The 25,285-nt window shown below is 58.4% G+C and carries 25 protein-coding genes; 15 read left to right on the forward strand and 10 right to left on the reverse strand.

What is annotated here, in order from left to right:
• Positions 1-103 precede the first annotated feature (103 nt).
• The 5 genes from CWM54_RS20225 (at position 104) to trmL (ending at position 5,086) form a co-directional block, all read left to right on the forward strand.
• Positions 104-466: a YibL family ribosome-associated protein gene (locus tag CWM54_RS20225; protein ID WP_100680965.1), complete on the forward strand. Its 363-nt coding sequence runs from the start codon at positions 104-106 to the stop codon at positions 464-466.
• Positions 467-750: 284 nt separating this feature from the next.
• Positions 751-2,406: an L-lactate permease gene (gene lldP, locus CWM54_RS20230; protein WP_061152972.1), complete on the forward strand. Its 1,656-nt coding sequence runs from the start codon at positions 751-753 to the stop codon at positions 2,404-2,406.
• Entirely contained in the window at positions 2,403-3,176 is a 774-nt protein-coding gene (lldR, locus tag CWM54_RS20235) for a transcriptional regulator LldR (protein WP_061152971.1), read from the forward strand. The genes lldP and lldR overlap by 4 nt, the downstream gene beginning before the upstream one ends.
• Entirely contained in the window at positions 3,176-4,360 is a 1,185-nt protein-coding gene (gene lldD, locus CWM54_RS20240; RefSeq protein ID WP_008806858.1) for an FMN-dependent L-lactate dehydrogenase LldD, read from the forward strand. Before lldR ends, lldD begins: the two co-directional genes overlap by 1 nt.
• A gap of 252 nt (positions 4,361-4,612) precedes the next feature.
• The gene (trmL, locus tag CWM54_RS20245) at positions 4,613-5,086 is read left to right on the forward strand and encodes a tRNA (uridine(34)/cytosine(34)/5-carboxymethylaminomethyluridine(34)-2'-O)-methyltransferase TrmL (RefSeq protein WP_074386960.1); all 474 of its coding nucleotides are present in this window, start codon (positions 4,613-4,615) and stop codon (positions 5,084-5,086) included.
• Between the two features lie 81 nt (positions 5,087-5,167).
• On the opposite strand, the gene cysE is transcribed toward trmL, so the two are convergent.
• From cysE to CWM54_RS20270, 5 genes are all read right to left on the reverse strand, one after another.
• The gene (gene cysE, locus CWM54_RS20250) at positions 5,168-5,989 is read right to left on the reverse strand and encodes a serine O-acetyltransferase (RefSeq protein ID WP_061152969.1); all 822 of its coding nucleotides are present in this window, start codon (positions 5,987-5,989) and stop codon (positions 5,168-5,170) included.
• Positions 5,990-6,062: 73 nt separating this feature from the next.
• Entirely contained in the window at positions 6,063-7,082 is a 1,020-nt protein-coding gene (gene gpsA / locus CWM54_RS20255) for an NAD(P)H-dependent glycerol-3-phosphate dehydrogenase (RefSeq protein WP_008806857.1), read from the reverse strand.
• On the reverse strand, positions 7,082-7,549 hold the full coding sequence (gene secB, locus CWM54_RS20260) for a protein-export chaperone SecB (RefSeq protein ID WP_040226392.1): 468 nt from the start codon (positions 7,547-7,549) through the stop codon (positions 7,082-7,084). Before secB ends, gpsA begins: the two co-directional genes overlap by 1 nt.
• 60 nt (positions 7,550-7,609) lie before the next feature.
• Positions 7,610-7,861: a glutaredoxin 3 gene (grxC, locus tag CWM54_RS20265; protein WP_008806856.1), complete on the reverse strand. Its 252-nt coding sequence runs from the start codon at positions 7,859-7,861 to the stop codon at positions 7,610-7,612.
• A gap of 105 nt (positions 7,862-7,966) precedes the next feature.
• On the reverse strand, positions 7,967-8,398 hold the full coding sequence (locus CWM54_RS20270) for a rhodanese-like domain-containing protein (protein WP_008806855.1): 432 nt from the start codon (positions 8,396-8,398) through the stop codon (positions 7,967-7,969).
• Positions 8,399-8,643: 245 nt separating this feature from the next.
• On the opposite strand from CWM54_RS20270, the gene gpmM reads away from it, so the two are divergent.
• The 3 genes from gpmM to CWM54_RS20285 are packed head-to-tail and all read left to right on the forward strand — an operon-like array spanning position 8,644 to position 12,429.
• Positions 8,644-10,188 carry a 2,3-bisphosphoglycerate-independent phosphoglycerate mutase gene (gene gpmM, locus CWM54_RS20275; protein ID WP_100680968.1) on the forward strand — a complete coding sequence of 515 codons (1,545 nt, stop codon included), beginning with the start codon at positions 8,644-8,646 and terminating at the stop codon, positions 10,186-10,188.
• 9 nt (positions 10,189-10,197) lie between these two features.
• A complete protein-coding gene (gene envC, locus CWM54_RS20280) occupies positions 10,198-11,469 on the forward strand; it encodes a murein hydrolase activator EnvC (RefSeq protein ID WP_061152967.1) in 1,272 nt (423 codons plus the stop codon).
• Between the two features lie 3 nt (positions 11,470-11,472).
• On the forward strand, positions 11,473-12,429 hold the full coding sequence (locus CWM54_RS20285) for a divergent polysaccharide deacetylase family protein (protein WP_100698254.1): 957 nt from the start codon (positions 11,473-11,475) through the stop codon (positions 12,427-12,429).
• Between the two features lie 5 nt (positions 12,430-12,434).
• Here the strand turns inward: CWM54_RS20285 and CWM54_RS20290 are convergent, their stop codons facing one another.
• The 3 genes from CWM54_RS20290 to kbl form a co-directional block, all read right to left on the reverse strand.
• On the reverse strand, positions 12,435-13,223 hold the full coding sequence (locus tag CWM54_RS20290; RefSeq protein WP_061152965.1) for a glycosyltransferase family 2 protein: 789 nt from the start codon (positions 13,221-13,223) through the stop codon (positions 12,435-12,437).
• 169 nt (positions 13,224-13,392) lie between these two features.
• The gene (gene tdh / locus CWM54_RS20295) at positions 13,393-14,418 is read right to left on the reverse strand and encodes an L-threonine 3-dehydrogenase (protein ID WP_004205051.1); all 1,026 of its coding nucleotides are present in this window, start codon (positions 14,416-14,418) and stop codon (positions 13,393-13,395) included.
• 12 nt (positions 14,419-14,430) lie between these two features.
• A complete protein-coding gene (gene kbl / locus CWM54_RS20300; protein ID WP_100680969.1) occupies positions 14,431-15,624 on the reverse strand; it encodes a glycine C-acetyltransferase in 1,194 nt (397 codons plus the stop codon).
• Positions 15,625-15,837: 213 nt separating this feature from the next.
• Here kbl and rfaD point away from each other — a divergent pair, with 213 nt between their 5' ends.
• From rfaD to CWM54_RS20325, 5 genes are read left to right on the forward strand one after another with little or no spacing between them, the layout of a single operon-like run.
• Complete coding sequence (gene rfaD, locus CWM54_RS20305; protein WP_061152963.1) at positions 15,838-16,770, forward strand: ADP-glyceromanno-heptose 6-epimerase; 933 nt, start codon at positions 15,838-15,840, stop codon at positions 16,768-16,770.
• Positions 16,771-16,779: 9 nt separating this feature from the next.
• Positions 16,780-17,838 (forward strand): ADP-heptose--LPS heptosyltransferase RfaF, encoded by a 1,059-nt coding sequence (rfaF, locus tag CWM54_RS20310; RefSeq protein ID WP_061152962.1) that lies wholly within the window; start codon positions 16,780-16,782, stop codon positions 17,836-17,838.
• A gap of 3 nt (positions 17,839-17,841) precedes the next feature.
• Positions 17,842-18,813, forward strand: a complete 972-nt coding sequence (rfaC, locus tag CWM54_RS20315; RefSeq protein WP_100680970.1) for a lipopolysaccharide heptosyltransferase RfaC — start codon at positions 17,842-17,844, stop codon at positions 18,811-18,813.
• A complete protein-coding gene (locus CWM54_RS20320; RefSeq protein ID WP_100680971.1) occupies positions 18,813-19,721 on the forward strand; it encodes a sugar glycosyltransferase in 909 nt (302 codons plus the stop codon). Before rfaC ends, CWM54_RS20320 begins: the two co-directional genes overlap by 1 nt.
• Positions 19,699-20,868 (forward strand): O-antigen ligase family protein, encoded by a 1,170-nt coding sequence (locus CWM54_RS20325; RefSeq protein ID WP_165785945.1) that lies wholly within the window; start codon positions 19,699-19,701, stop codon positions 20,866-20,868. Before CWM54_RS20320 ends, CWM54_RS20325 begins: the two co-directional genes overlap by 23 nt.
• 44 nt (positions 20,869-20,912) lie before the next feature.
• Here CWM54_RS20325 and CWM54_RS20330 read toward each other — a convergent pair whose 3' ends face one another.
• On the reverse strand, positions 20,913-21,992 hold the full coding sequence (locus CWM54_RS20330) for a glycosyltransferase family 9 protein (RefSeq protein WP_061152958.1): 1,080 nt from the start codon (positions 21,990-21,992) through the stop codon (positions 20,913-20,915).
• An 18-nt stretch (positions 21,993-22,010) separates the two neighbouring features.
• A complete protein-coding gene (locus CWM54_RS20335; protein WP_012540311.1) occupies positions 22,011-22,973 on the reverse strand; it encodes a polysaccharide deacetylase family protein in 963 nt (320 codons plus the stop codon).
• 111 nt (positions 22,974-23,084) lie between these two features.
• Here CWM54_RS20335 and rfaQ point away from each other — a divergent pair, with 111 nt between their 5' ends.
• Both rfaQ and CWM54_RS20345 read left to right on the forward strand, forming a co-directional pair.
• Complete coding sequence (gene rfaQ / locus CWM54_RS20340) at positions 23,085-24,161, forward strand: putative lipopolysaccharide heptosyltransferase III (protein ID WP_080929110.1); 1,077 nt, start codon at positions 23,085-23,087, stop codon at positions 24,159-24,161.
• Positions 24,158-25,285 (forward strand): glycosyltransferase family 4 protein, encoded by a 1,128-nt coding sequence (locus tag CWM54_RS20345; protein ID WP_100698256.1) that lies wholly within the window; start codon positions 24,158-24,160, stop codon positions 25,283-25,285. Before rfaQ ends, CWM54_RS20345 begins: the two co-directional genes overlap by 4 nt.

Raw genomic sequence — 25,285 nt, forward strand, 5'->3', positions numbered from 1 at the left:
GACGGCGATAAACGGCGAATTTTTGATAAATAACTATCAACAATGGCGGTCACGGCACATACTATAGGCGAATGAAGCCCCTTTATTAACAGATTAAGTCACCATGAAAGAAGTCGAAAAGAATGAAATCAAGCGTCTGAGCGACCGTCTCGACGCCATCCGCCATCAGCAGGCCGAGCTGTCGCTGGTGGAAGCCGCCGACAAATACGCCGAGCTGGAAAAAGAAAAAGCCACCCTGGAAGCGGAGATTGAACGTCTGCGTTCCGTCCAGAGCCAGAAGCTGAGCAAAGAGGCGCAGAAGCTGATGAGTCTGCCGTTCCGCCGCGCGATTACCAAAAAAGAGCAGGCCGATATGGGCAAACTGAAGAAAAGCGTCCGTGGTCTGGTGGTCGTCCATCCAATGACCGCCCTGGGCCGGGAAATGGATCTGCAAGAGATGACCGGTTTCGCCCGCAGCGAATTCTGATCCCCTGCCCTCTCCGCCCGGAGAGGGTCATTCTGTCTCCACGCTCCCTGTTTTTATCCCCAGCCAGGCCGATTGGTCCAACCAATAATTTCATCTACCCCCCAGCAGTTCACAAATCCATCAAAATACATCACAAACACGTTGCTTAAGAGCAACATCTGATTAACCATTCGTTGTCATCAACCCTGATACCCTTAATTGGCCGGGCCAATTTTACCTACGATGGGATCGGCAATGAGCGCAGACTCAGCCCTCCTCTCCTGGCGGCCCGATGGAGACCCTGCATGAATCTCTGGCAACAAAACTACGATCCCGCCGGTAATATCTGGTTATCCAGTCTTATCGCATCGCTACCGATACTGTTTTTCTTTTTTGCGCTGATTAAGCTCAAACTGAAAGGCTATATCGCTGCCACCTGGACCGTCGCTATCGCACTGACCGTCGCCTTGCTGTTCTATAAAATGCCGGTGGATCGCGCCTTAGCCTCGGTGGTCTACGGCTTCTTCTATGGCTTGTGGCCTATCGCGTGGATTATTATCGCCGCGGTCTTCGTCTATAAAATCTCGGTGAAGACCGGGCAGTTCGACATCATCCGCTCATCGATCCTGTCGATTACACCGGACCAGCGCCTGCAGATGCTGATCGTCGGCTTCTCGTTCGGCGCCTTTCTCGAAGGGGCAGCGGGTTTCGGCGCGCCGGTCGCGATTACCGCCGCGCTGCTGGTCGGTCTTGGGTTTAACCCGCTGTATGCGGCTGGCCTGTGCCTGATCGTCAACACCGCGCCGGTGGCCTTTGGCGCGATGGGCATCCCGATCCTGGTCGCCGGCCAGGTGACCGGTATCGACAGCTTCGCCATCGGCCAGATGGTGGGCCGCCAGCTGCCGTTCCTGACCATTATCGTCCTGTTCTGGATCATGGCCATTATGGACGGCTGGCGGGGCATCAAAGAGACCTGGCCGGCGGTGATGGTTGCAGGCGGTTCGTTCGCCATCGCCCAGTACCTCAGCTCTAACTTCCTTGGCCCGGAGCTGCCGGACATCATCTCGTCGCTGGTCTCCCTGGTCTGTCTGACCTTGTTCCTCAAACGCTGGCAGCCGGTGCGCATCTTCCGCTTCGGCGATATCGGCGCCTCGCAGGTGGATATGACGCTGGCTCGCACCCGCTACACCGCGGGACAAGTGATCCGCGCCTGGTCGCCGTTCCTGTTCCTGACCGCCACCGTGACCCTGTGGAGCGTACCGCCGTTTAAAGCGCTGTTCGCACCGGGCGGCGCAATGTATGACTTCGTCATCAATATTTCGGTGCCGTTCCTCGACAAAATGGTTGCCCGTATGCCGCCGGTGGTTAGCGCCGCGACGCCATACGCCGCGGTGTATAAATTCGACTGGCTGTCGGCAACTGGCACCGCCATTCTGTTCGCCGCCCTGCTGTCCATCGTCTGGCTGCGCATGAAGCCGAAAGACGCGCTGACCACCTTCGCCGGGACACTGAAGGATCTGGCGTTGCCAATCTACTCTATCGGTATGGTGCTGGCGTTCGCCTTTATCTCTAACTACTCCGGGCTGTCGTCGACCCTGGCACTGGCGCTGGCCCATACCGGCCACGCGTTTACCTTCTTCTCGCCGTTCCTTGGATGGCTGGGGGTATTCCTGACCGGTTCGGACACCTCGTCTAACGCCCTGTTTGCTGCGCTGCAGGCAACGGCGGCGCAGCAGATTGGCGTCTCCGATATTCTGCTGGTCGCGGCCAACACCACCGGCGGCGTCACTGGCAAGATGATTTCTCCGCAGTCGATCGCCATCGCCTGCGCCGCGGTAGGCCTGGTGGGTAAAGAGTCGGATCTGTTCCGCTTTACCGTCAAACACAGCCTGATCTTCACCTGCATGGTGGGCCTGATCACCACGCTGCAGGCCTACGTTTTAACCTGGATGATCCCGTGATAGTGATGCCTAAACGCCTGGCCGACGACGTGGCGCGTCGCGTCCGGGCGCTGATTGAAGAACAACAGCTGGAGGCGGGCATGCGACTGCCCGCTGAACGCCAGCTCGCCGCCCAGCTCGGTGTTTCGCGCAATTCCCTGCGCGAAGCGCTGGCGATGCTGGTCAACGAAGGGCTGTTGCTGAGCCGTCGTGGCGGCGGCACCTTCGTCCGCTGGCAGCATGAGCCGTGGTCCGAGCAAAACATCGTCCAGCCGCTGAAGACGCTGCTGGCTGACGACCCCGACTACAGTTTTGACATCCTCGAAGCCCGCCACGCCATCGAGGCCAGCACCGCGTGGCACGCAGCGATGCGGGCGACCGACGCCGATAAAGAAAAAATTCGCCTGTGCTTTGAAGCGACCCAGAGTGAAGACCCGGATATCGCCTCCCAGGCGGACGTCCGCTTCCATCTGGCGATCGCCGAAGCCTCGCATAACGTGGTACTTCTGCAAACCATGCGCGGCTTTTTCGACCTGCTGCACTCCTCCGTTAAGCAGAGCCGCCAGCGGATGTATCTGGTGCCGCCGGTGTTTGCCCGCCTGACGGAACAGCACCAGGCCGTGATGGAGGCTATTGTTGCCGGTGACGCCGAGGCGGCGCGCCAGGCGATGATGGGCCACTTAGGTTTTGTCCACGCCACGATTAAACGTTTTGATGAAGACCAGGCCCGCCAGGCGCGAATTACCCGCCTGCCCGGTGACCACAATGAAAATTCCAGGGAGAACTCGTGATGATTATTTCCGCCGCCAGCGACTATCGCGCCGCCGCACAGCGTATCCTGCCGCCATTTCTGTTCCACTATATCGACGGCGGCGCCTACGCCGAACATACCCTGCGCCGCAACGTCGAGGACCTTTCCGATGTGGCCTTGCGCCAGCGTATTTTGCGCAATATGTCTGACCTGAGTCTCGAGACCACTCTGTTCAACGAGAAGCTGGCGATGCCGACGGCGCTGGCGCCGGTCGGGCTGTGCGGCATGTACGCCCGCCGCGGCGAAGTGCAAGCGGCGGGTGCAGCAGACGACAAAGGCATTCCGTTCACCCTCTCTACCGTTTCCGTTTGCCCGATTGAAGAGGTCGCCCCGACCATCAAGCGCCCGATGTGGTTCCAGCTGTACGTTCTGCGCGACCGCGGCTTTATGCGCAATGCGCTGGAGCGCGCTAAAGCCGCAGGCTGCTCGACGCTGGTCTTTACCGTCGATATGCCGACCCCTGGCGCCCGCTACCGCGACGCCCATTCCGGCATGAGCGGCCCGAACGCCGCCCTGCGCCGCTACTGGCAGGCCGTGACTCATCCGCAGTGGGCGTGGGACGTCGGCCTTAACGGTCGCCCGCACGATCTGGGCAACATCTCCGCCTATCTCGGCCAACCGACCGGTCTGGAGGATTACATCGGCTGGCTGGCGAATAACTTCGATCCGTCGATTTCATGGAAAGACCTCGAGTGGATCCGCGATTTCTGGGACGGCCCGATGGTGATCAAAGGGATCCTCGATCCGGAAGACGCCCGCGACGCGGTGCGCTTCGGCGCTGACGGCATTGTGGTCTCCAACCACGGCGGCCGCCAGCTCGATGGCGTGCTCTCCTCGGCCCGCGCCCTGCCGGCGATTGCCGACGCGGTGAAAGGCGACATTACTATTCTCGCCGACAGCGGCATCCGCAACGGTCTCGACGTGGTGCGGATGATCGCCCTGGGCGCCGACAGCGTACTGCTGGGCCGCGCGTATCTGTACGCCCTGGCGACCCACGGTAAGCAGGGAGTGGCGAATCTGCTGAACCTGATCGAGAAAGAAATGAAAGTGGCGATGACCCTGACCGGGGCGAAAACCATCCGTGAAATCAGCCGTGATTCGCTGGTGCAGAATGCCGAAGCGCTGCAGACCTTCGATGCGCTGAAGCAGAATAACGCCGCGTAGGCGGCGGCGTCATTCTCTCCCCTCACCCTAATCCTCTCCCAAAGGGAGAGGGGACTGTCCGGCAGACAGGTTAGCGGCGGCGTTTCCCTGAGCCTCTGTCCACGAGAAGTATCGACTGATGGGTGAGTCCTTTACCAGCCCCCCTCCGGCTCACCGACCGGCGCCGGTTTTCCCCCTCTCCCTCAGGGAGAGGGCCGGGGTGAGGGTTCGCCAAATATCTGCTATTCTGCCCCCCGCAATTAAGGGGGCAGTATGCTGAACATCGTGTTATTCGAACCAGAGATCCCGCCGAACACCGGGAATATTATCCGCCTGTGCGCCAACACGGGCTTCAGTCTGCATATCATTGAGCCAATGGGCTTCACCTGGGACGATAAGCGCCTGAGACGCGCCGGGCTGGACTATCACGAGTTCACTGCCGTGCAGCGCCATGCGGATTACGCGGCGTTTACCGCCAGCGCGCAACCGCAGCGTCTGTTCGCTCTGACCACCAAAGGCACGCCGGCGCACAGCGCAGTGAGCTATCAGGATGGCGATTTCTTGATGTTTGGCCCGGAAACCCGCGGTCTGCCGGCCAGCATCCTCGATGCCCTGCCGCCAGAGCAGAAAATCCGTATTCCGATGATGCCGGACAGCCGCAGCATGAACCTGTCAAACGCGGTGTCGGTGGTGGTGTATGAGGCCTGGCGCCAGCTGGGGTATCCGGGCGCCGTGTTGCGCAGCTAACCTGAGCCATTCCCGGATGGCGGCGCGCCGCGCCTTATCCGGGTTACATATCTGAGCTTAACGCCGGCAAATAGCAATACATCAAATCCCGTCGCCGTACTCGAAGGTGTGGTGGATGCCGTTGAAATGCTGATCCATATCCATCGCCGGCTTGTCGCTCTCCGGCTTGCCGACGATGCGTGCCGGTACGCCCGCCGCGGTGGTGTGCGGCGGAACCGGCTGCAATACCACCGAACCGGCGCCAATCTTCGCCCCACGTCCCACTTCGATATTACCGAGGATCTTCGCCCCGGCGCCAATCATCACGCCTTCGCGAATTTTCGGGTGACGGTCGCCGCTGGTTTTACCGGTACCGCCGAGGGTAACCGACTGCAGAATAGAGACGTCATCTTCAATCACCGCCGTTTCGCCGACCACAATGCCGGTGGCGTGGTCGAGCATGATCCCACGGCCGATTTTCGCCGCCGGGTGAATATCCACCTGGAACGAGACGGAGACCTGATTTTGCAGGAAAATCGCCAGCGCGCGTCGGCCCTGAGTCCACAGCCAGTGGCCGATACGATAGGCCTGCAGCGCATGAAAACCCTTCAGGTAGAGCAGCGGCGTGGAGTATTTATCCACCGCCGGGTCGCGCGTGCGCACCGCCTGAATATCGCAGGCGGCGGCGGCGATCATTTCCGGATCGGCGGCATAGGCCTCTTCCACCACTTCGCGAATGGCGATCGCCGGCATAATCGGCGAGGCCAGCTTGTTGGCCAGCATATAGCTCAGCGCACTGCCCAGATTTTCATGCTTGAGTAGCGTAGCGTGGTAAAAACTGGCGAGCATCGGCTCACAGTCAGCCAGAGCCCGGGCTTCGGCTTTAATATTATTCCAGACGATATCCAGTTCTTCACACGGCATTGCATACTCCAGACGATATGATAATGACCTGCCAGTTCTGCGCTGGCAGGGTCATTCAGGTGACAAAGGAAAGCTAATTACTGCTGCGCTCGTCCTTGCGGGCGCGACCCAATAAGGTCAATGCTGCCTCGCGCGCAATTTTTCCGCAATACAATACCTGATAAATTTCCTCGGTTATTGGCATTTCGACACCTAAACGCTGTGCCAGAACGCGAACTTCCTTGGTATTGCGGTAGCCTTCGACCACCTGGCCAATCTTGTCCTGGGCGCTCTGCACGTCCATACCCTGGCCGAGCATCATGCCGAAGCGACGGTTACGGGACTGGTTGTCGGTGCAGGTGAGCACCAGGTCACCCAGGCCGGCCATGCCCATAAAGGTTTCTGGATCGGCGCCCAGCGCCGCCCCAAGACGGGACATTTCCACCAGCCCGCGGGTGATCAGCGCCGTACGCGCATTGGCGCCGAAGCCGATGCCGTCCGACATACCTGCCCCGATGGCGATGACGTTTTTCACCGCACCGCCGAGCTGCACGCCGATAAAGTCCGGGTTGATGTAGACGCGGAAGCTCTTGCCGCAGTGCAGCAGGTGCTGCAGATCCTCGGCAAACTGCGGATCCGTCGCTGCCAGAGAAATCGCCGTCGGCAGGCCGGCGGCCAGCTCTTTGGCGAAGGTTGGCCCCGAGATCACCGCCAGCGGGATATCATCGCCCAGCGCTTCACGCGCCACGTCCTGCAGCAGGCGGCCGGTTTCAGCCTCCAGGCCTTTAGTCGCCCACACCAGACGTGCGTCGGGACGCATCAGCGGTTTAATCTGACGTAATACCTGGCCGAACACATGGCTTGGCACCACGACCAGAATGTCGCGGCTGGCAGCCAGCGCCGTAGCCAGGTCGCTCTCAAGATGCAGCGTATCCGGGAAAGGCACATCGGGAAGGAACGCGGCGTTGCAGCGATCGTGTTGCAGCGTCGCGATATGTTTCGGGTCGTGGCCCCAGAGCACAACGTGGTGGCCATTTCTTGCCAGGGTGATGGCAAGAGCGGTGCCGTAAGAGCCGGCACCGATCACAGTCATTGCAGCATTAAGTGCGTTCATCAGGCATCCTGATGTTGTTCAGCACCTTCGCCAGCCTGCTGCTGCAGATAGTTCATAAACAGCGCGTCGAAGTTCACTGGCGCAAGGTTAAGTTGCGGGAAGGTACCGCGGGAAACCAGGCTGGTGATGCACTCGCGCGCGTACGGGAACAGAATGTTCGGGCAGTATGCGCCGAGGCAGTGCGCCATCTGGGTGCCGTCGATGCCGTCGATGGAGAAAATACCGCCCTGCTGTACTTCACAGAGGAACGCGGTTTCTTCGCCCAGCGCGGCGGTCACGGTCACACGCAGCACCACTTCATAAACGCCTTCAGCCAGCTGGGTGGAGGCGGTATCCAGATCAAGTTTAACTTCCGGCTGCCAGTCTTTCTGGAAAACTTGCGGCGCGTTCGGCGCTTCAAAAGAGATATCTTTGGTATAGATACGCTGGATCTGGAAGGTCATTTCGGTGCTGTTTTGTTCTGACATAGTAAAACCCTTTCGTGTTGTCCTTAAATACGCGCTTCCGCCAGGGAAAGCGCGCAAAAATTAGCGCAAGAGGGGATCAAGTCCACCACGTGAATCAAGCGCATACAAGTCGTCACAGCCGCCAATGTGCTGCGCATCAATAAAAATCTGCGGAACCGTCGTCCGTCCGCTGCGCTGGATCATCTCCTCACGCTTCGCGGCATCGCCATCGATCGGCAACTCATGGAACGTTACGCCTTTGCTGTTCAACAGCGCTTTCGCGCGTACGCAGAACGGGCAGGTCGCTTTGGTGTAGATCTCAATATTGGCCATGACTTTACTCCTGTTTTTACCCTGGGGGTTTTACGCCGCAGCCTGAGCTTCCCCTCACGTCAGGCATGAAGGGGAAAGCGCGGCGGCATTACCACGCGAGGTAAGTTATTTGCCGCGTACCAGAGGAAGGTTTTCGCCGCTCCAGCCAGCGATGCCCTCTTTCAGTACAAAGACTTTTTCAAACCCGGCTTTGTTCAGCGCGCTGGCTGGCTCTTGCGCCTGCATGCCGGAACCGTCTACCACAATAATGGGTTGCGATTTGTGTTTTTCCAACTCGCCGACGTTATTGGCTTTGATATCGGCAGGCAGCAGGTTGATGGCGCCGGCAATATGGCCTTTACGGAAATCGTCACGCTGACGCAGGTCGACCACCACCGCATCTTCTTTATTGATAAGACGCGTCGCTTCACCACGAGTGATGACTTTAACTTTCGACATCAACCCTTTAAAGGTGGTGAACAGTACCGCACCCAGCAGCGCGATCCACGCGATGCTCAGGACCGGGTGACGGCCGATGAATTGCATAATTTCTTGCATGGGGGGTTACAACTCCCGACTAAGTGATAAAAAACCAGGGAAGGAGTATACCTGTGCATTGCGGCAAATACAGCCAGTGAGCGCGATGTAATGTATTTTCTGCGGCCGGTCACGAAAAAAAAACCGCCTTCGCCATCGCCTCTGGCACCGCCCCTTCCCTTTCTTTGATCTTTCACGGGGATTTAAACGATTCAGCTGTAGTAAAATTACGCAAAATTTCTGTCTTTGAGCATGAGGTTGTCGCAATGTCGGTTTCTAAAAAACCTATGGTACTGGTGATTCTGGATGGCTACGGCTATCGCGAAGACCAACAGGATAACGCCATTTACAGCGCTAAAACGCCGGTAATGGATGCCCTGTGGGCCAAACGTCCGCATACCCTGATCGATGCATCCGGCCTGGAAGTCGGCCTGCCGGACCGTCAGATGGGGAACTCTGAAGTAGGCCACGTCAACCTGGGCGCCGGTCGTATCGTCTACCAGGACCTGACCCGTCTCGATGTTGAAATTAAAGAACGCACCTTCTTCGCCAACCCGGTACTCACCGCCGCGGTCGACAAAGCGGTCGCCGCCGGTAAAGCGGTGCATATCATGGGCCTGATGTCTCCGGGCGGCGTCCACAGCCACGAAGATCACATCATGGCGATGGTGGAGCTGGCAGCAGAGCGCGGCGCTGAGAAAATCTACCTGCACGCCTTCCTTGATGGCCGTGATACGCCGCCGCGCAGTGCGGAAAAAACGCTGGCAAAATTCGAAGCCAAATTTGCCGCGCTGGGCAAAGGCCGCATCGCATCTATCATTGGCCGCTACTACGCCATGGACCGCGACAACCGTTGGGATCGCGTGGAACAAGCTTATGACCTGATGACCCTGGCGAAAGGCGAATTCCAGGCGGATACCGCCGTCGCAGGTCTGCAGGCTGCCTACGCCCGTGATGAAAACGACGAATTCGTCAAAGCGACCGTTATCCGCGCCGCCGGCCAGGCCGATGCCGCGATGGAAGACGGCGACGCGCTGATCTTCATGAACTTCCGTGCTGACCGCGCGCGTGAAATCACCCGCGCCTTCGTCAACGCCGACTTCGACGGCTTCGCGCGTAAGAAAGTGGTTAACCTCGACTTCGTGATGCTCACCGAATACGCCGCCGACATCAAAGTCGCCTGCGCTTATCCGCCCGCCTCGCTGGCTAACACCTTCGGCGAGTGGATGGCGAAGCACGATAAAACCCAGCTGCGCATCTCCGAAACTGAGAAATACGCTCACGTCACCTTCTTCTTCAACGGCGGCGTAGAAGAGCCGTTTAAAGGCGAAGAGCGTATTCTGATTAACTCGCCAAAAGTGGCGACCTACGATCTGCAGCCGGAAATGAGCTCTGCCGAGCTGACCGAGAAACTGGTCGCCGCCATCAAAGGTGGCAAATACGACACCATCATCTGTAACTACCCGAACGGCGATATGGTTGGCCATACCGGGGTGATGGAAGCGGCAGTGAAAGCGGTTGAAGCGCTGGATCACTGCATCGACCAGGTGACTCAGGCAGTGGAATCCGTTGGCGGCCAGTTGCTGATCACCGCCGACCACGGCAACGCCGAGCAGATGCGCGACCCGGCCACTGGTCAGGCGCACACCGCCCATACCAACCTGCCGGTTCCGCTGATCTACGTCGGTAACAAAGCGGTCAAAGCGGTCAATGGCGGTAAACTTTCCGACATCGCCCCGACCATGCTGTCGCTGATGGGAATGGAAATCCCGCAAGAGATGACTGGCAAGCCGCTGTTCATCGTGGAATAATCCTTCCCCATGAGGGGAAAGGCGACGTATTCAACTACATGGATCGCAACGGCAGTTCGATCCGTCCTTTACGCCAGCGCGCTCAGCGCTGGCGTATTGCTGTGCGCGTCATCTGCTCACGCCGACGATCGCGATCAGCTAAAATCTATTCAGGCCGACATCGCCGCCAAACAGCGGGCGATTAAGCAACAGCAGCAGCAGCGCGAAACCCTGCTCGCCCAGCTCAGGGCACAGGAAGAGGCGATCGCCGCCGCGACCCGCAAACTCCGCGAAACCCAGGACAGCCTGAACCAGCTCAATAAGCAAATTGACGAGATGAATGCTTCTCTCGCGAAGCTGGAGCGCCAGCGCGCGTCTCAGGAGCGGAACCTCGCCGCGCAGCTTGATGCCGCGTTCCGTCAGGGGCCGCATACCGGCATCCAGATGGTGCTGAGCGGTGAAGAGGGTCAGCGCAACCAGCGGATGCAGGTCTACTTCAGCTATTTCAACCAGGCTCGCCAGGAGACGATCGCGGAGCTGAAGAAAACGCGCGAAGAGATGGCGGTGCAAAAGTCGATGCTCGAAGAGAAGCAGAGTCAGCAGCAGACGCTGGTCTACGAGCAAAAAGCCCAGCAGGCGAAGCTGGAGCAGGCGCGTAACGAACGGAAAAAGACCCTTTCCGGGCTGGAGTCTTCCATTCAGCAGGGTCAGCAACAGCTAAGTGAAATGCGGGCTAACGAATCGCGCCTACGCGGTCGTATCGCCCAGGCGGAGGCTGCCGCCAAAGCCCGAGCCGATCGGGAAGCACGCGATGCACAGGCGGTGCGCGACCGCCAGCAGGAAGCGTCGCGCAAAGGCACCACCTATAAACCAACGGAAAGCGAGCGTTCGCTGATGTCACGCACCGGCGGGCTGGGCTCGCCGCGCGGTCAGGCGTTCTGGCCGGTTCGCGGTCCGCTCCTTCATCGATATGGCGAACAGCTGCAAGGTGAACTACGTTGGAAAGGGATGGTTATCGCCGCGTCTGAAGGCACCGAAGTCAGAGCCATTGCCGATGGTCGGGTCATTCTGGCCGACTGGCTGCAGGGCTATGGTCTGGTGGTGGTGGTCGAACATGGCAAAGGCGACATGAGCCTGTATGGCTATAACCAAAGCGCGCTGGTCAGCGTCGGTACGCAGGTGCGTGCCGGCCAGCCTATCGCGCTCGTAGGCAGCAGCGGCGGTCAGGGCCGTCCGTCGCTCTATTTCGAAATTCGCCGCCAGGGTCAGGCGGTCAATCCACAGCCGTGGTTGGGAAGATAAGTTTTGCTTCAATTTCGCGCAATTGCTCTTGCCGTAGCCGGTTCGCTGGCTCTGGCGGCGCCAGCATTCGCTGGCAAACTCTCCATCGTTATTGACGATTTTGGCTACCGCCCGCAGACCGAGAATCAGGTGCTGGCGCTGCCGTCAACTATCTCCGTCGCCGTGCTGCCGAACGCGCCGCACGCCCGGGAAATGGCCACTAAAGCGCATAATCTGGGCCATGAAGTGCTCATCCACCTGCCGATGGCGCCGCTCAGCAAACAGCCGCTGGAAAAAGACACCCTGCGCCCCGAGATGAGCAGCGAGGAAATCGAGCGCATCATTCGCGAGGCTTACGGCAAAGTCCCCTACGCCGTCGGGCTGAATAACCATATGGGCAGCGCGATGACCTCCAACCTGTTTGGCATGCAGAAGGTGATGCAGGCCCTGGAGCGCTACAATCTCTATTTTCTCGACAGCGTCACCATCGGCAATACCCAGGCCATGCGCGCCGCGCAGGGCACCGGGGTGAAGGTGATCAAGCGCAAGGTGTTTCTTGACGATACGCAGAATGAAGCCGATATCCGCAACCAGTTCAATCGCGCCATCGCCCTGGCGCGGCGCAACGGTTCGGCGATAGCCATTGGCCATCCGCATCCGACGACGGTGCGGGTGCTGCAGCAGATGGTCTATAACCTGCCGCCGGATATTACGCTGGTGCGCCCGAGCAGCCTGCTGAACGAGCCACAGGTCGACAACTCGACGCCAAACTATGCTCAGCCGCCTGCGCAACAAACGCCACCTCAGCAGCAGAAGCCGCGTAATCCGTTCCACGGCGTGAAGTATTGCAAGCCGAAGCAGCCGCTGGAGCCGGTGAACGCCAGCCGCTTCTTCACTATCCTCAGCGACAGCATCAGCCAGAGCGCGCTGGTCCAGTACTATCGCCTCAAATGGCAGGGCTGGGACAATCCAGGCAACTAGACCACTCAGGGGTCCGTTCGCTTTTGCGCGACGGGCGCCTGGTTATCCTCGTGGGCGTACCACGCCTTAAAGTATTTCAGAAAGCTGTAAAACGTGGCGTACAGGCCAGTGACTACGCCGACCTTGCCATAGCGCCATGCCCCGCTAAACAGATACCACTTAAAGAAAGCGCCAATGGCGCTGACGATCCCCCGCGTCAGCGAAGGTTTGACCGGCTGGTGCTTCACCAGCCGGGTGGTATAGCTGTTCAGCTTATTAAACACTTCATGCAGCGAATAAAAGGTGTCATGGCGAACGAAGCCCGGCAGCCTGACGGAGCGTGCGTGTCCGACCACCTGGTCATCCACCGGCCGATCGTTAAACCGCGCCTGCTGGCGGTTAAAGAGGCGCACCGGGTAATCCGGCGAGGAAATGGGGTAGATCGTCCGCACCTGCGTGCCGAGCACAAACCAGTAGCGCGGCAAACGCCAGGCGCAGGTTGGGTCTGGCTCCTCGCCCGCTTTTAACGCCTGAATGGCCGCCACCACGTCGTTATCAAGAATCTCATCGCTGTCCATGCACAGCACCCAGTCATGGCTGGCCAGCCCGATGGCATAGTTCATCTGGGCGCCGTGGGCTTTATAGGCATGGTGATGGACGGTGAGACCAAACTGCTGACAAATAGAGACCGTTTCGTCGGTGCTGCCGGAGTCGACGACGATACATTCATCGGCCACCTTCAGCAGCGGCGGCAGCACCTCCATCAGCAGGCGCGCAGAGTTACAGGTCAGTAAGCATACGGAGAGTTTAAGCATGATAGTTACAAAGTTAAACCGCGACTAAACACACTGTATAAGCGAATAACCGTAAAATCGATGTAGAAATTGTGCGCTTAATATTAAGCAGGCTAAAAATGTTATCCAAATCTAAATTAAGGCGCCCGCAGGCGCCTTTTTTGCTGATTTTTACAACAGACCGGAGGCGTTATTCCCAGCTCAGAACCACTTTACCGGACTGGCCGGAGCGCATCGCGTCAAAACCTTTCTGGAAGTCATCAATGCCGAAGCGGTGGGTGATGATCGGTGAAAGATCCAGACCAGACTGGATCAGCGCCGCCATCTTGTACCAGGTCTCGAACATTTCGCGACCATAGATACCTTTGATAAACAGCCCCTTGAAGATGACCTTGGTCCAGTCGATGGACATATCCGACGGCGGGATACCCAGCATCGCGATGCGGCCGCCGTGGTTCATGGTATCGAGCATGCTGCGAAACGCCGGCGGCGCGCCGGACATCTCCAGACCCACGTCAAAACCTTCGGTCATGCCCAGTTCGGCCATCACGTCATTGAGGTTCTCTTTCGCCACGTTCACCGCGCGGGTCACGCCCATTTTGCGCGCCAGCTCAAGACGGTACTCGTTGACGTCGGTGATCACCACGTTACGCGCGCCGACGTGTTTCGCCACCGCCGCCGCCATCACGCCGATCGGACCGGCGCCGGAAACCAGTACATCTTCCCCGACCAGATCGAAGGAGAGCGCGGTGTGTACCGCGTTGCCGAACGGGTCGAAGATAGACGCCAGGTCATCAGAAATATTGTCCGGGATTTTAAAGGCGTTAAAAGCCGGGATCACCAGATACTCGGCAAAGCAGCCCGGGCGGTTGACGCCCACGCCGATGGTGTTGCGGCACAAATGGGTGCGGCCCGCGCGGCAGTTGCGGCAGTGGCCGCAGGTGATATGCCCTTCGCCGGAGACGCGGTCGCCAATCTTAAAGCCGCGCACTTCCTGACCAATCCCCACCACTTCGCCGACGTATTCGTGACCGACCACCATCGGCACCGGAATGGTCTTCTGCGACCACTCATCCCAGTTGTAGATGTGCACGTCGGTCCCGCAAATGGCGGTCTTGCGGATTTTAATCAGCAGATCGTTATGGCCGACTTCCGGTTCCGGTACGTCGGTCATCCAGATGCCTTCTTCCGCTTTTAGTTTGGATAACGCTTTCATCTCACACCCTTATTAGGCGATGACGCCCAGTTGTTTGCCGATGCGGGTAAAGGCTTCCACCGCACGCTCAATTTGTTCAGGGGTATGCGCCGCCGACATCTGGGTGCGAATACGCGCCTGGCCTTTCGGTACCACCGGATAGAAGAAGCCGGTGACATAGATCCCTTCTTTCTGCAGCTCGCGGGCAAAGTTCTGCGCCACCACCGCTTCACCCAGCATCACCGGAATGATGGCGTGGTCGGCGCCCGCCAGCGTGAAGCCCGCCGCGGTCATTTGTTCGCGGAACAGACGCGCGTTAGCCCACAGGCGATCGCGCAGGTCTGCCCCCTCTTCAACCATCTCCAGCACTTTGATGGAGGCGGCCACGATGGCCGGCGCCAGAGAGTTGGAGAACAGATACGGACGGGAACGCTGGCGCAGCCACTCAACCACCTCTTTACGCGCGGCGGTGTAGCCGCCGGAGGCGCCGCCCAGCGCTTTACCCAGCGTGCCGGTGATGATGTCGACGCGACCCATCACGTCGCAATATTCATGAGAGCCGCGGCCGTTTTCGCCGACGAAGCCGACGGCGTGGGAGTCATCGACCATCACCAGCGCATCGTATTTATCCGCCAGGTCGCAAACGCCTTTCAGGTTGGCGATCACGCCATCCATCGAGAAGACGCCGTCGGTGGCGATCAGCACATGACGCGCACCGGCCTCGCGCGCTTCTTTCAGACGCGCTTCCAGCTCCTGCATATCGTTGTTGGCATAGCGGAAGCGCTTCGCTTTACACAGACGCACGCCGTCGATGATCGAGGCATGGTTCAGGGCGTCGGAGATAATGGCGTCTTCCGGCCCGAGCAGCGTTTCAAACAGGCCGCCGTTGGCGTCAAAGCAGGAGGAGTAGAGGATCGCGTCTTCCATCCCGAGGAAATCGGCCAGCTTCTTCTCCAGCTGCTTATGCGTGTCCTGGGTACCGCAGATGAAGCGCACCGAGGCCATCCCGAAGCCGTGGCTGTCCATGCCGGATTTCGCCGCGGCAATCAGTTCCGGGTGGTTCGCCAGACCCAGATAGTTATTGGCGCAGAAGTTAATCACGTGGCTGTCGCCGACGGTAATGTCCGCCTGCTGCGCCGAGGTGATGATCCGCTCTTCTTTGAACAGGCCTTCGGCCCGAGCGGTTTCCAGATTACTCGTTAACTGTTTGTAGAAATCACCACGCATTGCAACTCTCCAGATTCGGCAAAATTTGGCACATATTACCCAAAGCTATACGCTGATACGAGATGATGCAGGCCTGAATGAATTATTTGCAGCATAAATCACGTCAGCCCAGCACCTTATTCTGCGAATGGCTGTAGGCTTGCTCATGTGGTGATATGATATGAGCATTCATGCCCGGATTGTCTTCGGGCTCCCAACTTCAAAGGTACAGTTATGATCATCGTTACCGGCGGCGCAGGCTTTATCGGCAGCAACATCGTTAAAGCGCTGAATGACAAAGGCATCACCGACATTCTGGTTGTCGACAATCTGAAAGACGGCACCAAGTTTGTGAACCTGGTTGACCTGAACATCGCTGACTACATGGATAAAGAAGACTTTCTGATCCAGATTATGGCGGGTGAAGAGTTCGGTGAAATCGAAGCGATCTTCCACGAAGGCGCGTGCTCTTCCACCACAGAGTGGGATGGCAAGTACATGATGGACAACAACTATCAGTACTCTAAAGAAGTGCTGCACTACTGCCTGGAGCGCGAGATTCCGTTCCTGTACGCCTCTTCCGCGGCCACCTACGGCGGGCGCACCAGCGACTTCATCGAGTCCCGCGAGTACGAACAGCCGCTGAACGTCTACGGCTACTCCAAATTCCTGTTCGACGAATACGTCCGCCAGATCCTGCCGGAAGCCAATTCGCAGATCGTCGGCTTCCGCTACTTCAACGTCTACGGGCCACGCGAAGGCCACAAAGGCAGCATGGCGAGCGTGGCTTTCCACCTCAACACCCAGCTGAATAATGGCGAAAGTCCGAAACTGTTTGAAGGCAGCGACGGCTTCAAGCGCGACTTCGTCTACGTGGGCGACGTTGCCGCCGTTAACCTGTGGTTCTGGGAAAACGGCGTTTCCGGGATCTTCAACCTCGGCACTGGCCGCGCGGAATCCTTCCAGGCCGTCGCCGATGCGACCCTGGCGTACCACAAGAAAGGCAGCATCGAGTACATCCCGTTCCCGGACAAACTGAAAGGCCGCTACCAGGCGTTCACCCAGGCGGATCTGACTAACCTGCGCAAAGCGGGCTATGACAAACCGTTCAAAACCGTTGCCGAAGGCGTAACGGAATATATGGCCTGGCTGAATCGCGACGCGTAAGAAACAAGCATGAAAATATTGGTGATAGGCCCGTCTTGGGTGGGCGACATGATGATGTCGCAAAGTCTTTATCGTACGCTCAGGGCGCGCTATCCCCAGGCGATTATCGACGTGATGGCGCCAGCCTGGTGCCGTCCGTTGCTATCGCGCATGCCGGAAGTGAACGAAGCGATCCCGATGCCGCTGGGCCACGGCGCGCTGGCTATCGGCGAACGCCGCAAGCTCGGCCACAGCCTGCGCGAGCGTCGCTACGATCGTGCCTACGTGCTGCCAAACTCGTTTAAATCGGCATTAGTCCCTTTCTTTGCCAACATCCCGCTGCGCACCGGCTGGCGCGGCGAGATGCGCTACGGCCTGCTCAACGACGCCCGGGTGCTGGATAAAGACGCCTGGCCGCTGATGGTGGAACGCTACGTGGCACTGGCCTACGACAACGGCGTGATGCGCTGCGCCAAAGATCTGCCGCAGCCACTGCTGTGGCCGCAGCTGCAGGTCAACGATGGCGAAAAATCACAGGCCTGCAACGCCTTTAATCTCTCAAACGAGCGGCCGATCATCGGCTTCTGCCCCGGCGCGGAATTCGGACCGGCAAAGCGCTGGCCGCACTATCACTATGCTGCGCTGGCGAAAAAGCTTATCGACGATGGCTATCAGATTGCGCTTTTCGGCTCGGCGAAAGATAACGATGCCGGCAAAGAGATCATCGCCGCCCTCAGCAGCGAGCAGCAGGCCTGGTGCCGTAATCTGGCGGGTGAAACCCAGCTGGAACAGGCCGTGATCCTGATAGCCGCCTGTAAAGCTGTAGTGACTAACGATTCGGGGCTGATGCACGTCGCCGCCGCGCTGGACCGCCCGCTGGTGGCACTGTACGGTCCGAGCAGCCCGGACTTCACCCCGCCGCTGTCGCATAAAGCGCGCGTGATCCGCCTGATTAGCGGCTACCACAAAGTGCGCAAAGGCGATGCCGCGGAAGGCTATCATCAAAGCCTGATCGACATCACGCCAGAACGCGTCCTGCAAGAGCTGAACGAATTGTTGACGGAAAAAACCGAGCACGAGGAAGCGTAACGGATGCGGGTATTGATCGTAAAAACCTCGTCCATGGGCGACGTGCTACACACGCTGCCCGCGCTAACCGACGCTGCGCAGGCCATCTCCGGCATTCGCTTCGACTGGGTGGTTGAAGAGGGTTTCGCGCAGATCCCCTCCTGGCATGAAAACGTCGACCGGGTGATTCCAGTGGCGATTCGCCGCTGGCGTAAAGCCTGGTTTTCCGCGCCGATTAAAGCGGAGCGTCAAGCCTTCCGCGAGGCTGTTCAGGCGGTAAAGTATGACGCCATCATCGACGCCCAGGGGCTGGTGAAAAGCGCCGCGCTGGTCACTCGCCTGGCACACGGCGTGAAGCACGGTATGGACTGGCAAACGGCCCGCGAGCCGCTGGCGAGCCTGTTTTACAATCGCCGCCATCATATCGCGAAACAGCAGCACGCGGTGGAGCGTACCCGTGAGCTGTTCGCCAAAAGCCTCGGCTACGCGAAACCCCAGACGCAGGGGGATTACGCCATTGCGCGCCATTTCCTGCAGCACGAGGCTAGCGCTACCGCGCCCTATCTGGTGTTCCTGCACGCCACCACCCGCGACGATAAACACTGGCCAGAAACCCGCTGGCAGGAGCTTCTCGATCTGCTGGCCGACAGTGGCGTCCGCATTAAGCTGCCGTGGGGCGCCCCGCACGAAGAGGCGCGGGCAAAACGACTGGCGGAAGGACGTGAGTATGTTGAAGTGCTGCCGCGTATGAGCCTTGAGCAGGTGGCGCAGGTCCTGGCCAGCGCCCGGGCCGTCGTCTCGGTCGATACCGGACTGAGCCATTTGACCGCTGCGCTGGATAAACCGAACTTCACGCTCTACGGCCCGACCGATCCGGGGTTGATTGGCGGATACGGTAAAAACCAGCATATCGTCAGGCCGGAAAACAGCACCAGCACCAGCGATATTCCGGCCAGTCGGGTTCATCTTCTCCTGCAAAATCAGGGGCTGCTCTGATGGGATCCCTGTTTAAACAGATCTACCGCTATACACGCCCTCGCGCTTATCGTCACAATGAAAATCTGTGGCCTTTTACCCGCATTACGCGCGCGCCGAGCGGCGAAATCAGCGCGTTACGCTATAAAGGGAAAACGGTGCCGCTGGTCAGCCTGAGCGCGCTGAAAAACAGCATGCAGGGCGAAGTCCTGCTGACCGCCACCGGCCCCTCAACCCGTAATATCGACTTTTCCCTGTTATCGGAAACGATCCCGGTGATGGGCGTCAATGGCGCCTGGCATCTTGCCGACAGGCTGCACTTTTCGCTCTATACCATCGTCGACATGGAATTTTTCGATAAGAAGCCTGACATTATCCGCGCCATTGTCAGCCAGCCGGAGATTCTGCTGTTCACTACCATGCACGGAATTGCCAAGATCCTCGATCGCTATGGGGACGCACTACGCTGCCGTTTGGCGTTGATTGAGGACGGTTGCTATAAGATTTACCAGCCGAAAGTCGCCAGCGAAGCGATAAAGCGCACTTACCAGCAGAATGCGGCGATGTGCTTTCATCCCCAGCGCCCGGATATCTGCTTTAGCACCGATATTCGCCAGGGCATCTTCGATGCCGGCACGGTGGTCTACTGGGCGCTGCAAATTCTCGCCTGGCTGGGCTTCAATACTATCCTGGTGAGCGGCCTGGATATGACCAACTTTAACCAGCCGCGATTCTATGAAACACAACAAGAAAAATTGCCTTCGTACCTGGCAACAAAAGTGGATACCCTCGTCATGCCCTCCTTTGCGCATGCCGCTCAGGTACTGCAGCAACGTCAGGTCCGGGTGATTAATTTTTCTCCAGAAAGCGCTGTGCCGGATACTATCTTCGAAAAGGTTGCGTTTAATGAGTACTTTAAAAATGAGTAACTTCGCCAGACAGGGTTACTCGATTGTCTTTCCTTTGTTTTTATTTTTCAGCGCGATTTTTTGCATGTCCACCCGGACCAATAATCTGCTGCATTTATCGATCCTGCTGCTATTGCTGTCGCTGGTACGCCAGGAAAACCGCCAGGCGCTGGCCGGGGTGTTACGCGAGCAGTGGCAGACCTGGACGCTGCTGGCAGCTTTCTTTATCTATTACGCCCTCAGTAACCTGTGGGGACATACGCCACAGCATATTGACTCGCCGATCACCCACGGCGTGTATCTGACGGGGTATCTGTTGCTGATGACGATGCTGCTCAGCGACGAACGAACCCGCCGCCTGGCCATGCTGGCGGTGGTTGGCGGGATCACCGTGCTCTCCCTGTGGACGCTGATTATCGACCATACGCTGGTCCTCACTGCACGAGCGGTCTCCCCCGAGAATCCCGGACCAACGAACGTTATCGACCTTGCCGGTTACTGTGGCATCGGCATTTTAATCTGCGGCATGCTACTGAAAGAAAAAGCCAGCCACTGGCTCTATCTGCCGGTCGCCATCATGCTGGTGATGCTGCTGCTCACCCAAAGCCGTGGGCCGATCATCGCCCTGGTACTGGCGGTCGGCTGTACGCTGCACCTGCACGTCTTCACCCGCCGCAACCTGCTGATCGCCGCGGCGCTGGCCGTACTGGTAGCGCTGCTTTTGGTCATGACGCCGGTGGGTGACATGCTGCTCGCCCGTTTTGAAGAGCTTGGCACCCAAAGCGGGCTGCGCCTGAGCATCTGGCACCATACGCTGTCGGAGATGGCCAGCCAGCCGTGGCTGGGGCGCGGCTTCAGCTATGAACTGGATTTCATCAACTACAGCGGTGAGCACATCACTACCACCCACAGCGTGTATATGGGTGCCCTGCTGAAAGGCGGCATCGTGGGGTTACTGCTGCTGCTGGCGGTCATTGCCTGTGGGCTATGGCAGGCGTGGCGCAAGCGCCGCACCGACAGCCGCTACAGCCTGGCGATCCTGTTCTACGCGCTGGTTTTTATGGCCTCGCAGGGGATGTTTATCATTAGCAACCCACGGGAGACCTGGGTGCTGTTCTGGCTGCCGATGGGCATTGCGCTCAGCAAAGGGCTGGCGGAAAAACGCTAACAAAAAGGGCCGTCAGCGGCCCTTTTTTTATATTCACTTTTAAATCAACCGCGGGCGGCGACCAGCCGGTCGGCCTGCTCTTTAATCACGGGCCACACCGACTCAATCGCCACATCGGCGACATTCGCTTCTTCACAAACGATCTGCTTCGCCTTGTCATAGCCCGGCGCCCAGATGTGATAGCCGGGCAGGCCGGTATCCTTGAGTTTGCGTTTGTTATAGACCGCCACCATCGGTTTATCGAAGGCCCGGGCGATATGCACAATTGAGGTGTCCGGCGTAATGACTAAATCACAACTGCGGATCACTTCGACGGCGGAGTTGATGGTGCTGTCGGCGATGTACAGCGCCAAATTCAGCCCAAGCTGCCGAATTTTCTCACTGCGCCCCACCATCACGATACAGACCCGGTAAGGCAGAGCATGTAGCCGCTCGACCAGGGCCGCCACCTGATGACGACAGAAGTCTTTATCCTCGGAGGCGGTAAAAGGGTTAATGGCGATGCGCAGTTCGACCTCTCCGGCCTGGGAAAGCAAGCGAGCCACTTTCTCCCGCTCATGGCGACAGCCGGGGAGATGATAGTGGTATGGGTGGTCGTCAACGATGCCAAACAGCTTCACTACCTGCTTATAGCGCAGGGAAATATGGCTGTTGCTGTCAAAAAAAGCGATCGAATGATCGTAAAGTTTATAGGGCTCTTTATTAAAACCAATCACGCTGGCCGCCCGTAAATCGGCGAGTAATTTAAAGCGTTCATAGCTGGTCACGTCATCAAAATCGATAACTGCATCAAAACCTACCGCCCGCAACGTATTTAAGGACATGCGCGGCCGATATAAATATACTTGCTGAATGAATTCTGAGCCTGCTAATATTTCGCAACATATTGGTCCGGTTAACACCGAAACCTGATATCCCCGTTCGGCCAGTATTCTGGCGCAGCCGGTAGTGACCACCATATCGCCGACTTTATCGTCCAGGCGCAATAACAGCACGCGACGGACAGCCGCTGGGTCAAAGGCTTTACGCGCTGGCTTATTTCTGTATCGATAGTTAATTAAATTAAATTTAATGCCGCGGAAAAAAGCATTCTTTTTCCGCGTTAATTGTTTAAGGATACGCATACGGTACCTTGAGCTGTGTTAGCGCTGTGTAATTTTCCGCTGGTAATATTCTGCCAACGTCATGCCCTTCACCTGCGGCGCCAGCCAGCTAAAAAAGGCTTCAAGGTCAGCGTATAAACGCTCAATATCCCGTTCATTCTGGAACGTGGGGCTGCCGCCGGGCATATACTCTGAAGAGTGGAGCATATATTCCACGTAGTCATTGCCCTGCGTCAACGTTTGTTCGACGACTTTTTTCATCGTCTCCACGTTGCCGCCCATCGGACGCAACCAGTGTACGGAGGGGGAACGCACCTTGCCACGCAGCCTATCGTAGCCCTGCTTCACGCTGTTCATCCACGCTGAGTGCTTGTACTGGATGCTCATCGGCACTTCCAGCAGCGGAGAGTGGCCTTCGCGGCTGATATCATTTTCATCGAGAAAATAGGCATGCTGCGGGAAGCGGCGATAATCGGTCCCGCCATCGCCCTGCGGCGCTCCCTTGGCGGTCTTCCAGTTCACCCGCGGGGTCACCGAGCAATCCACCTGATAACCGTGCTCCACCAGCAGACGCGCATAGCGCTCGTCGAAGGCCCAGCGCCCGGCGCGATGGCTGACCATTTTGGTCTGGAAAGTATCCTCCAGCAGATGCGTCATATAGTCGACTTTCTCACGCATCATGGCATCGCTGTATTCAATGAGATAAGGCTTATGCCGCCAGTCATCGGCGGTCAGTGGCTCGGTCGGCGGGCTGTTCCACGCATGCAGATGCATGCCGACTTCCGCGGTGCCGCGGGCGATCACGTCTCTGGCGAATTCGATATAAAAGGGGTCGATAGCCATTTCATAGTTGGTCAAATAGACCGGTTTAAAGCCATACTTTTCGCAAAGCTGCTGAAAACGCGGGAGATAACGCGCATTCTCGGTGGTGATGCTGTCATGTTTTTGCCAGAGGTTATCGCCCTCTGTATCAATCGTGATGAGAAATGCGGGATTGTGCACGAAAACGTCCTCAGGCCATACGTATCGGGTCATGGTAGAGCAATACAACGCTTCTCTCAATCTGTCTGATCCCCTAGAATCGGAACCCTTATCCTGGATGAAGAACAGAGTATGACGCCTGAAACCCTCTCCCGCGGCCCGTTGAACCCGGCGCGGATCCTGGTCATTAAGCTGCGCCATCATGGCGACATGCTGCTGATCACGCCGCTTATTCACGCGCTGAAACAGCAGTATCCCGCCGCCAGCGTGGATGTGCTGCTGTATGAAGAGACCCGGGATATGCTCGCCGCCAACCCCGATATCCATCATATTTATGGTCTCGATCGCCGCTGGAAAAAGCAGGGAAAAAGGCATCAGTTGAAGATGCAATGGCAGCTCATTCAGACGCTGCGTCAGCAGCGATACGATATGGTGCTTAACCTTGCTGACCAGTGGCCGAGCGCGATTATCAGCAAACTGACCGGCGCTGCGACGCGGATTGGTTTTGATTTTCCGAAGCGCCGCCACCCGGTCTGGCGCTATTGCCACACCGCGCTGGCCCCCACCCAACAGCACAACCAGCTGCATACGGTACAGCAGAATCTCTCTATTCTCGCTCCGCTCGGTCTCCCGTTGAACGACGCGCCGGCGCGGATGGGCTACAGCGAAGCAGACTGGGCCACCAGCCGCGCCCTGCTGCCGGAGGAGTTCCGGGAAAACTACATCGTCATCCAGCCAACGTCGCGCTGGTTCTTTAAATGCTGGCGCGAAGATCGTATGAGTGCGCTGATCAACGCGCTGTCCGCCGAGGGGTACGCGGTCGTGCTCACCTCCGGCCCCGACGATAGAGAGAAGAAGATGGTGGACACCATCATCGCCGGCTGCCCGCAGGCGCGTCTGCACTCTCTAGCCGGCCAGTTAACGCTGCGCCAGCTGGCGGCGGTAATCGATCACGCCCGCCTGTTTATCGGCGTCGACTCAGTGCCGATGCATATGGCTGCGGCGCTCGGCACTCCGCTGGTCGCCCTGTTCGGCCCCTCGAAGCTGACCTTCTGGCGTCCGTGGCAGGCGAAAGGCGAAGTGATCTGGGCCGGCGACTTCGGTCCGCTGCCCGATCCGGACGCCATCAACACCAACACCGAAGAACGTTATCTCGATTTAATTCCTACCGACGCCGTGATCGCGGCGGCGAAAAAGGTACTGGCATGAGTAAATTCAGGCTGGCCCTGGTGCGGCAGAAGTACCGCCCGGACGGCGGCGCAGAACGGTTTGTCTCCCGCGCGCTGGAAGCCCTCGACAGCAGTCATCTGCAGCTGAACGTTATCACCCGCGAATGGCAGGGGCCGGTGAAACCGGACTGGCAGATCCATATCTGTAATCCGCGCAAATGGGGGCGCATCAGCCGCGAGCGCGGCTTTGCCAACGCCGCGCGCGCGCTCTGGCAGCGCGAGTCTTTCGACCTGGTGCAGAGCCATGAACGTATTCCCGGCTGCGATCTCTACCGCGCTGGCGATGGCGTTCATCGCCGCTGGCTGCAGCAGCGCTCGCGCATTTTACCGGCCTGGAAAAGCCGCCTGCTGTTCGCCGACCGTTATCATCGCTACGTCATGCAGGCGGAGCGCGAGATGTATGAAGACTCACACCTGCGCGGGGTGATCTGCAACGCCGAGATGATCAAGCGCGAAATTATCGAAGACTTTGGCCTGCCGGCGGAGAAGATCCACGTTATTTACAACGCCATTGACAACCAGCGCTTCCTGCCACCGGGCGAAGACACCTTTGCCGCCTTACGCGCCAAATGGCAGCTGCCGCTGCAGGCGACCTGCCTGATTTACGTCGGCTCCGGCTTTGAGCGCAAAGGACTGGCGGCGGCAATCCGCGCCATCGCCCCCACCGATCGCTATCTGCTGGTGGTTGGCAAAGATAAGGATCAGCCGCGCTATCAGGCGCTGGCGAAGAGTCTCGGCTGCGAAGCGCGGGTGCGCTTCTTCGGCATGCAATCGGAGACGCTGCCCTTCTATCAAATGGCCGATGGTCTGCTGCTGCCCACCCTCTACGATCCGTTCCCCAACGTCATTCTCGAGGCAATGGCCTGCGGTCTGCCGGTGATCACCACCACCGGCTGCGGCGGAGCGGAGTTTATCGTCGACGGCCACAACGGTTACGTCTGCGACGCCCTGGATATCCCGGCGCTACAGCAAGCGGTGATGGCTCTGCCGCCGCGCGCGCTGGGCTCTGCGCAAGGCGGCCGCGCCCGCGAGCGAATTATGGACTGCACCAGCGAGCGCCTCTCAACCCAGCTGCTTTCTCTTTATCAGGATCTGGTGAAATAA

This window comes from Klebsiella sp. D-Nf1 (assembly GCF_002810515.1).
GTDB lineage: Bacteria > Pseudomonadota > Gammaproteobacteria > Enterobacterales > Enterobacteriaceae > Klebsiella > Klebsiella variicola.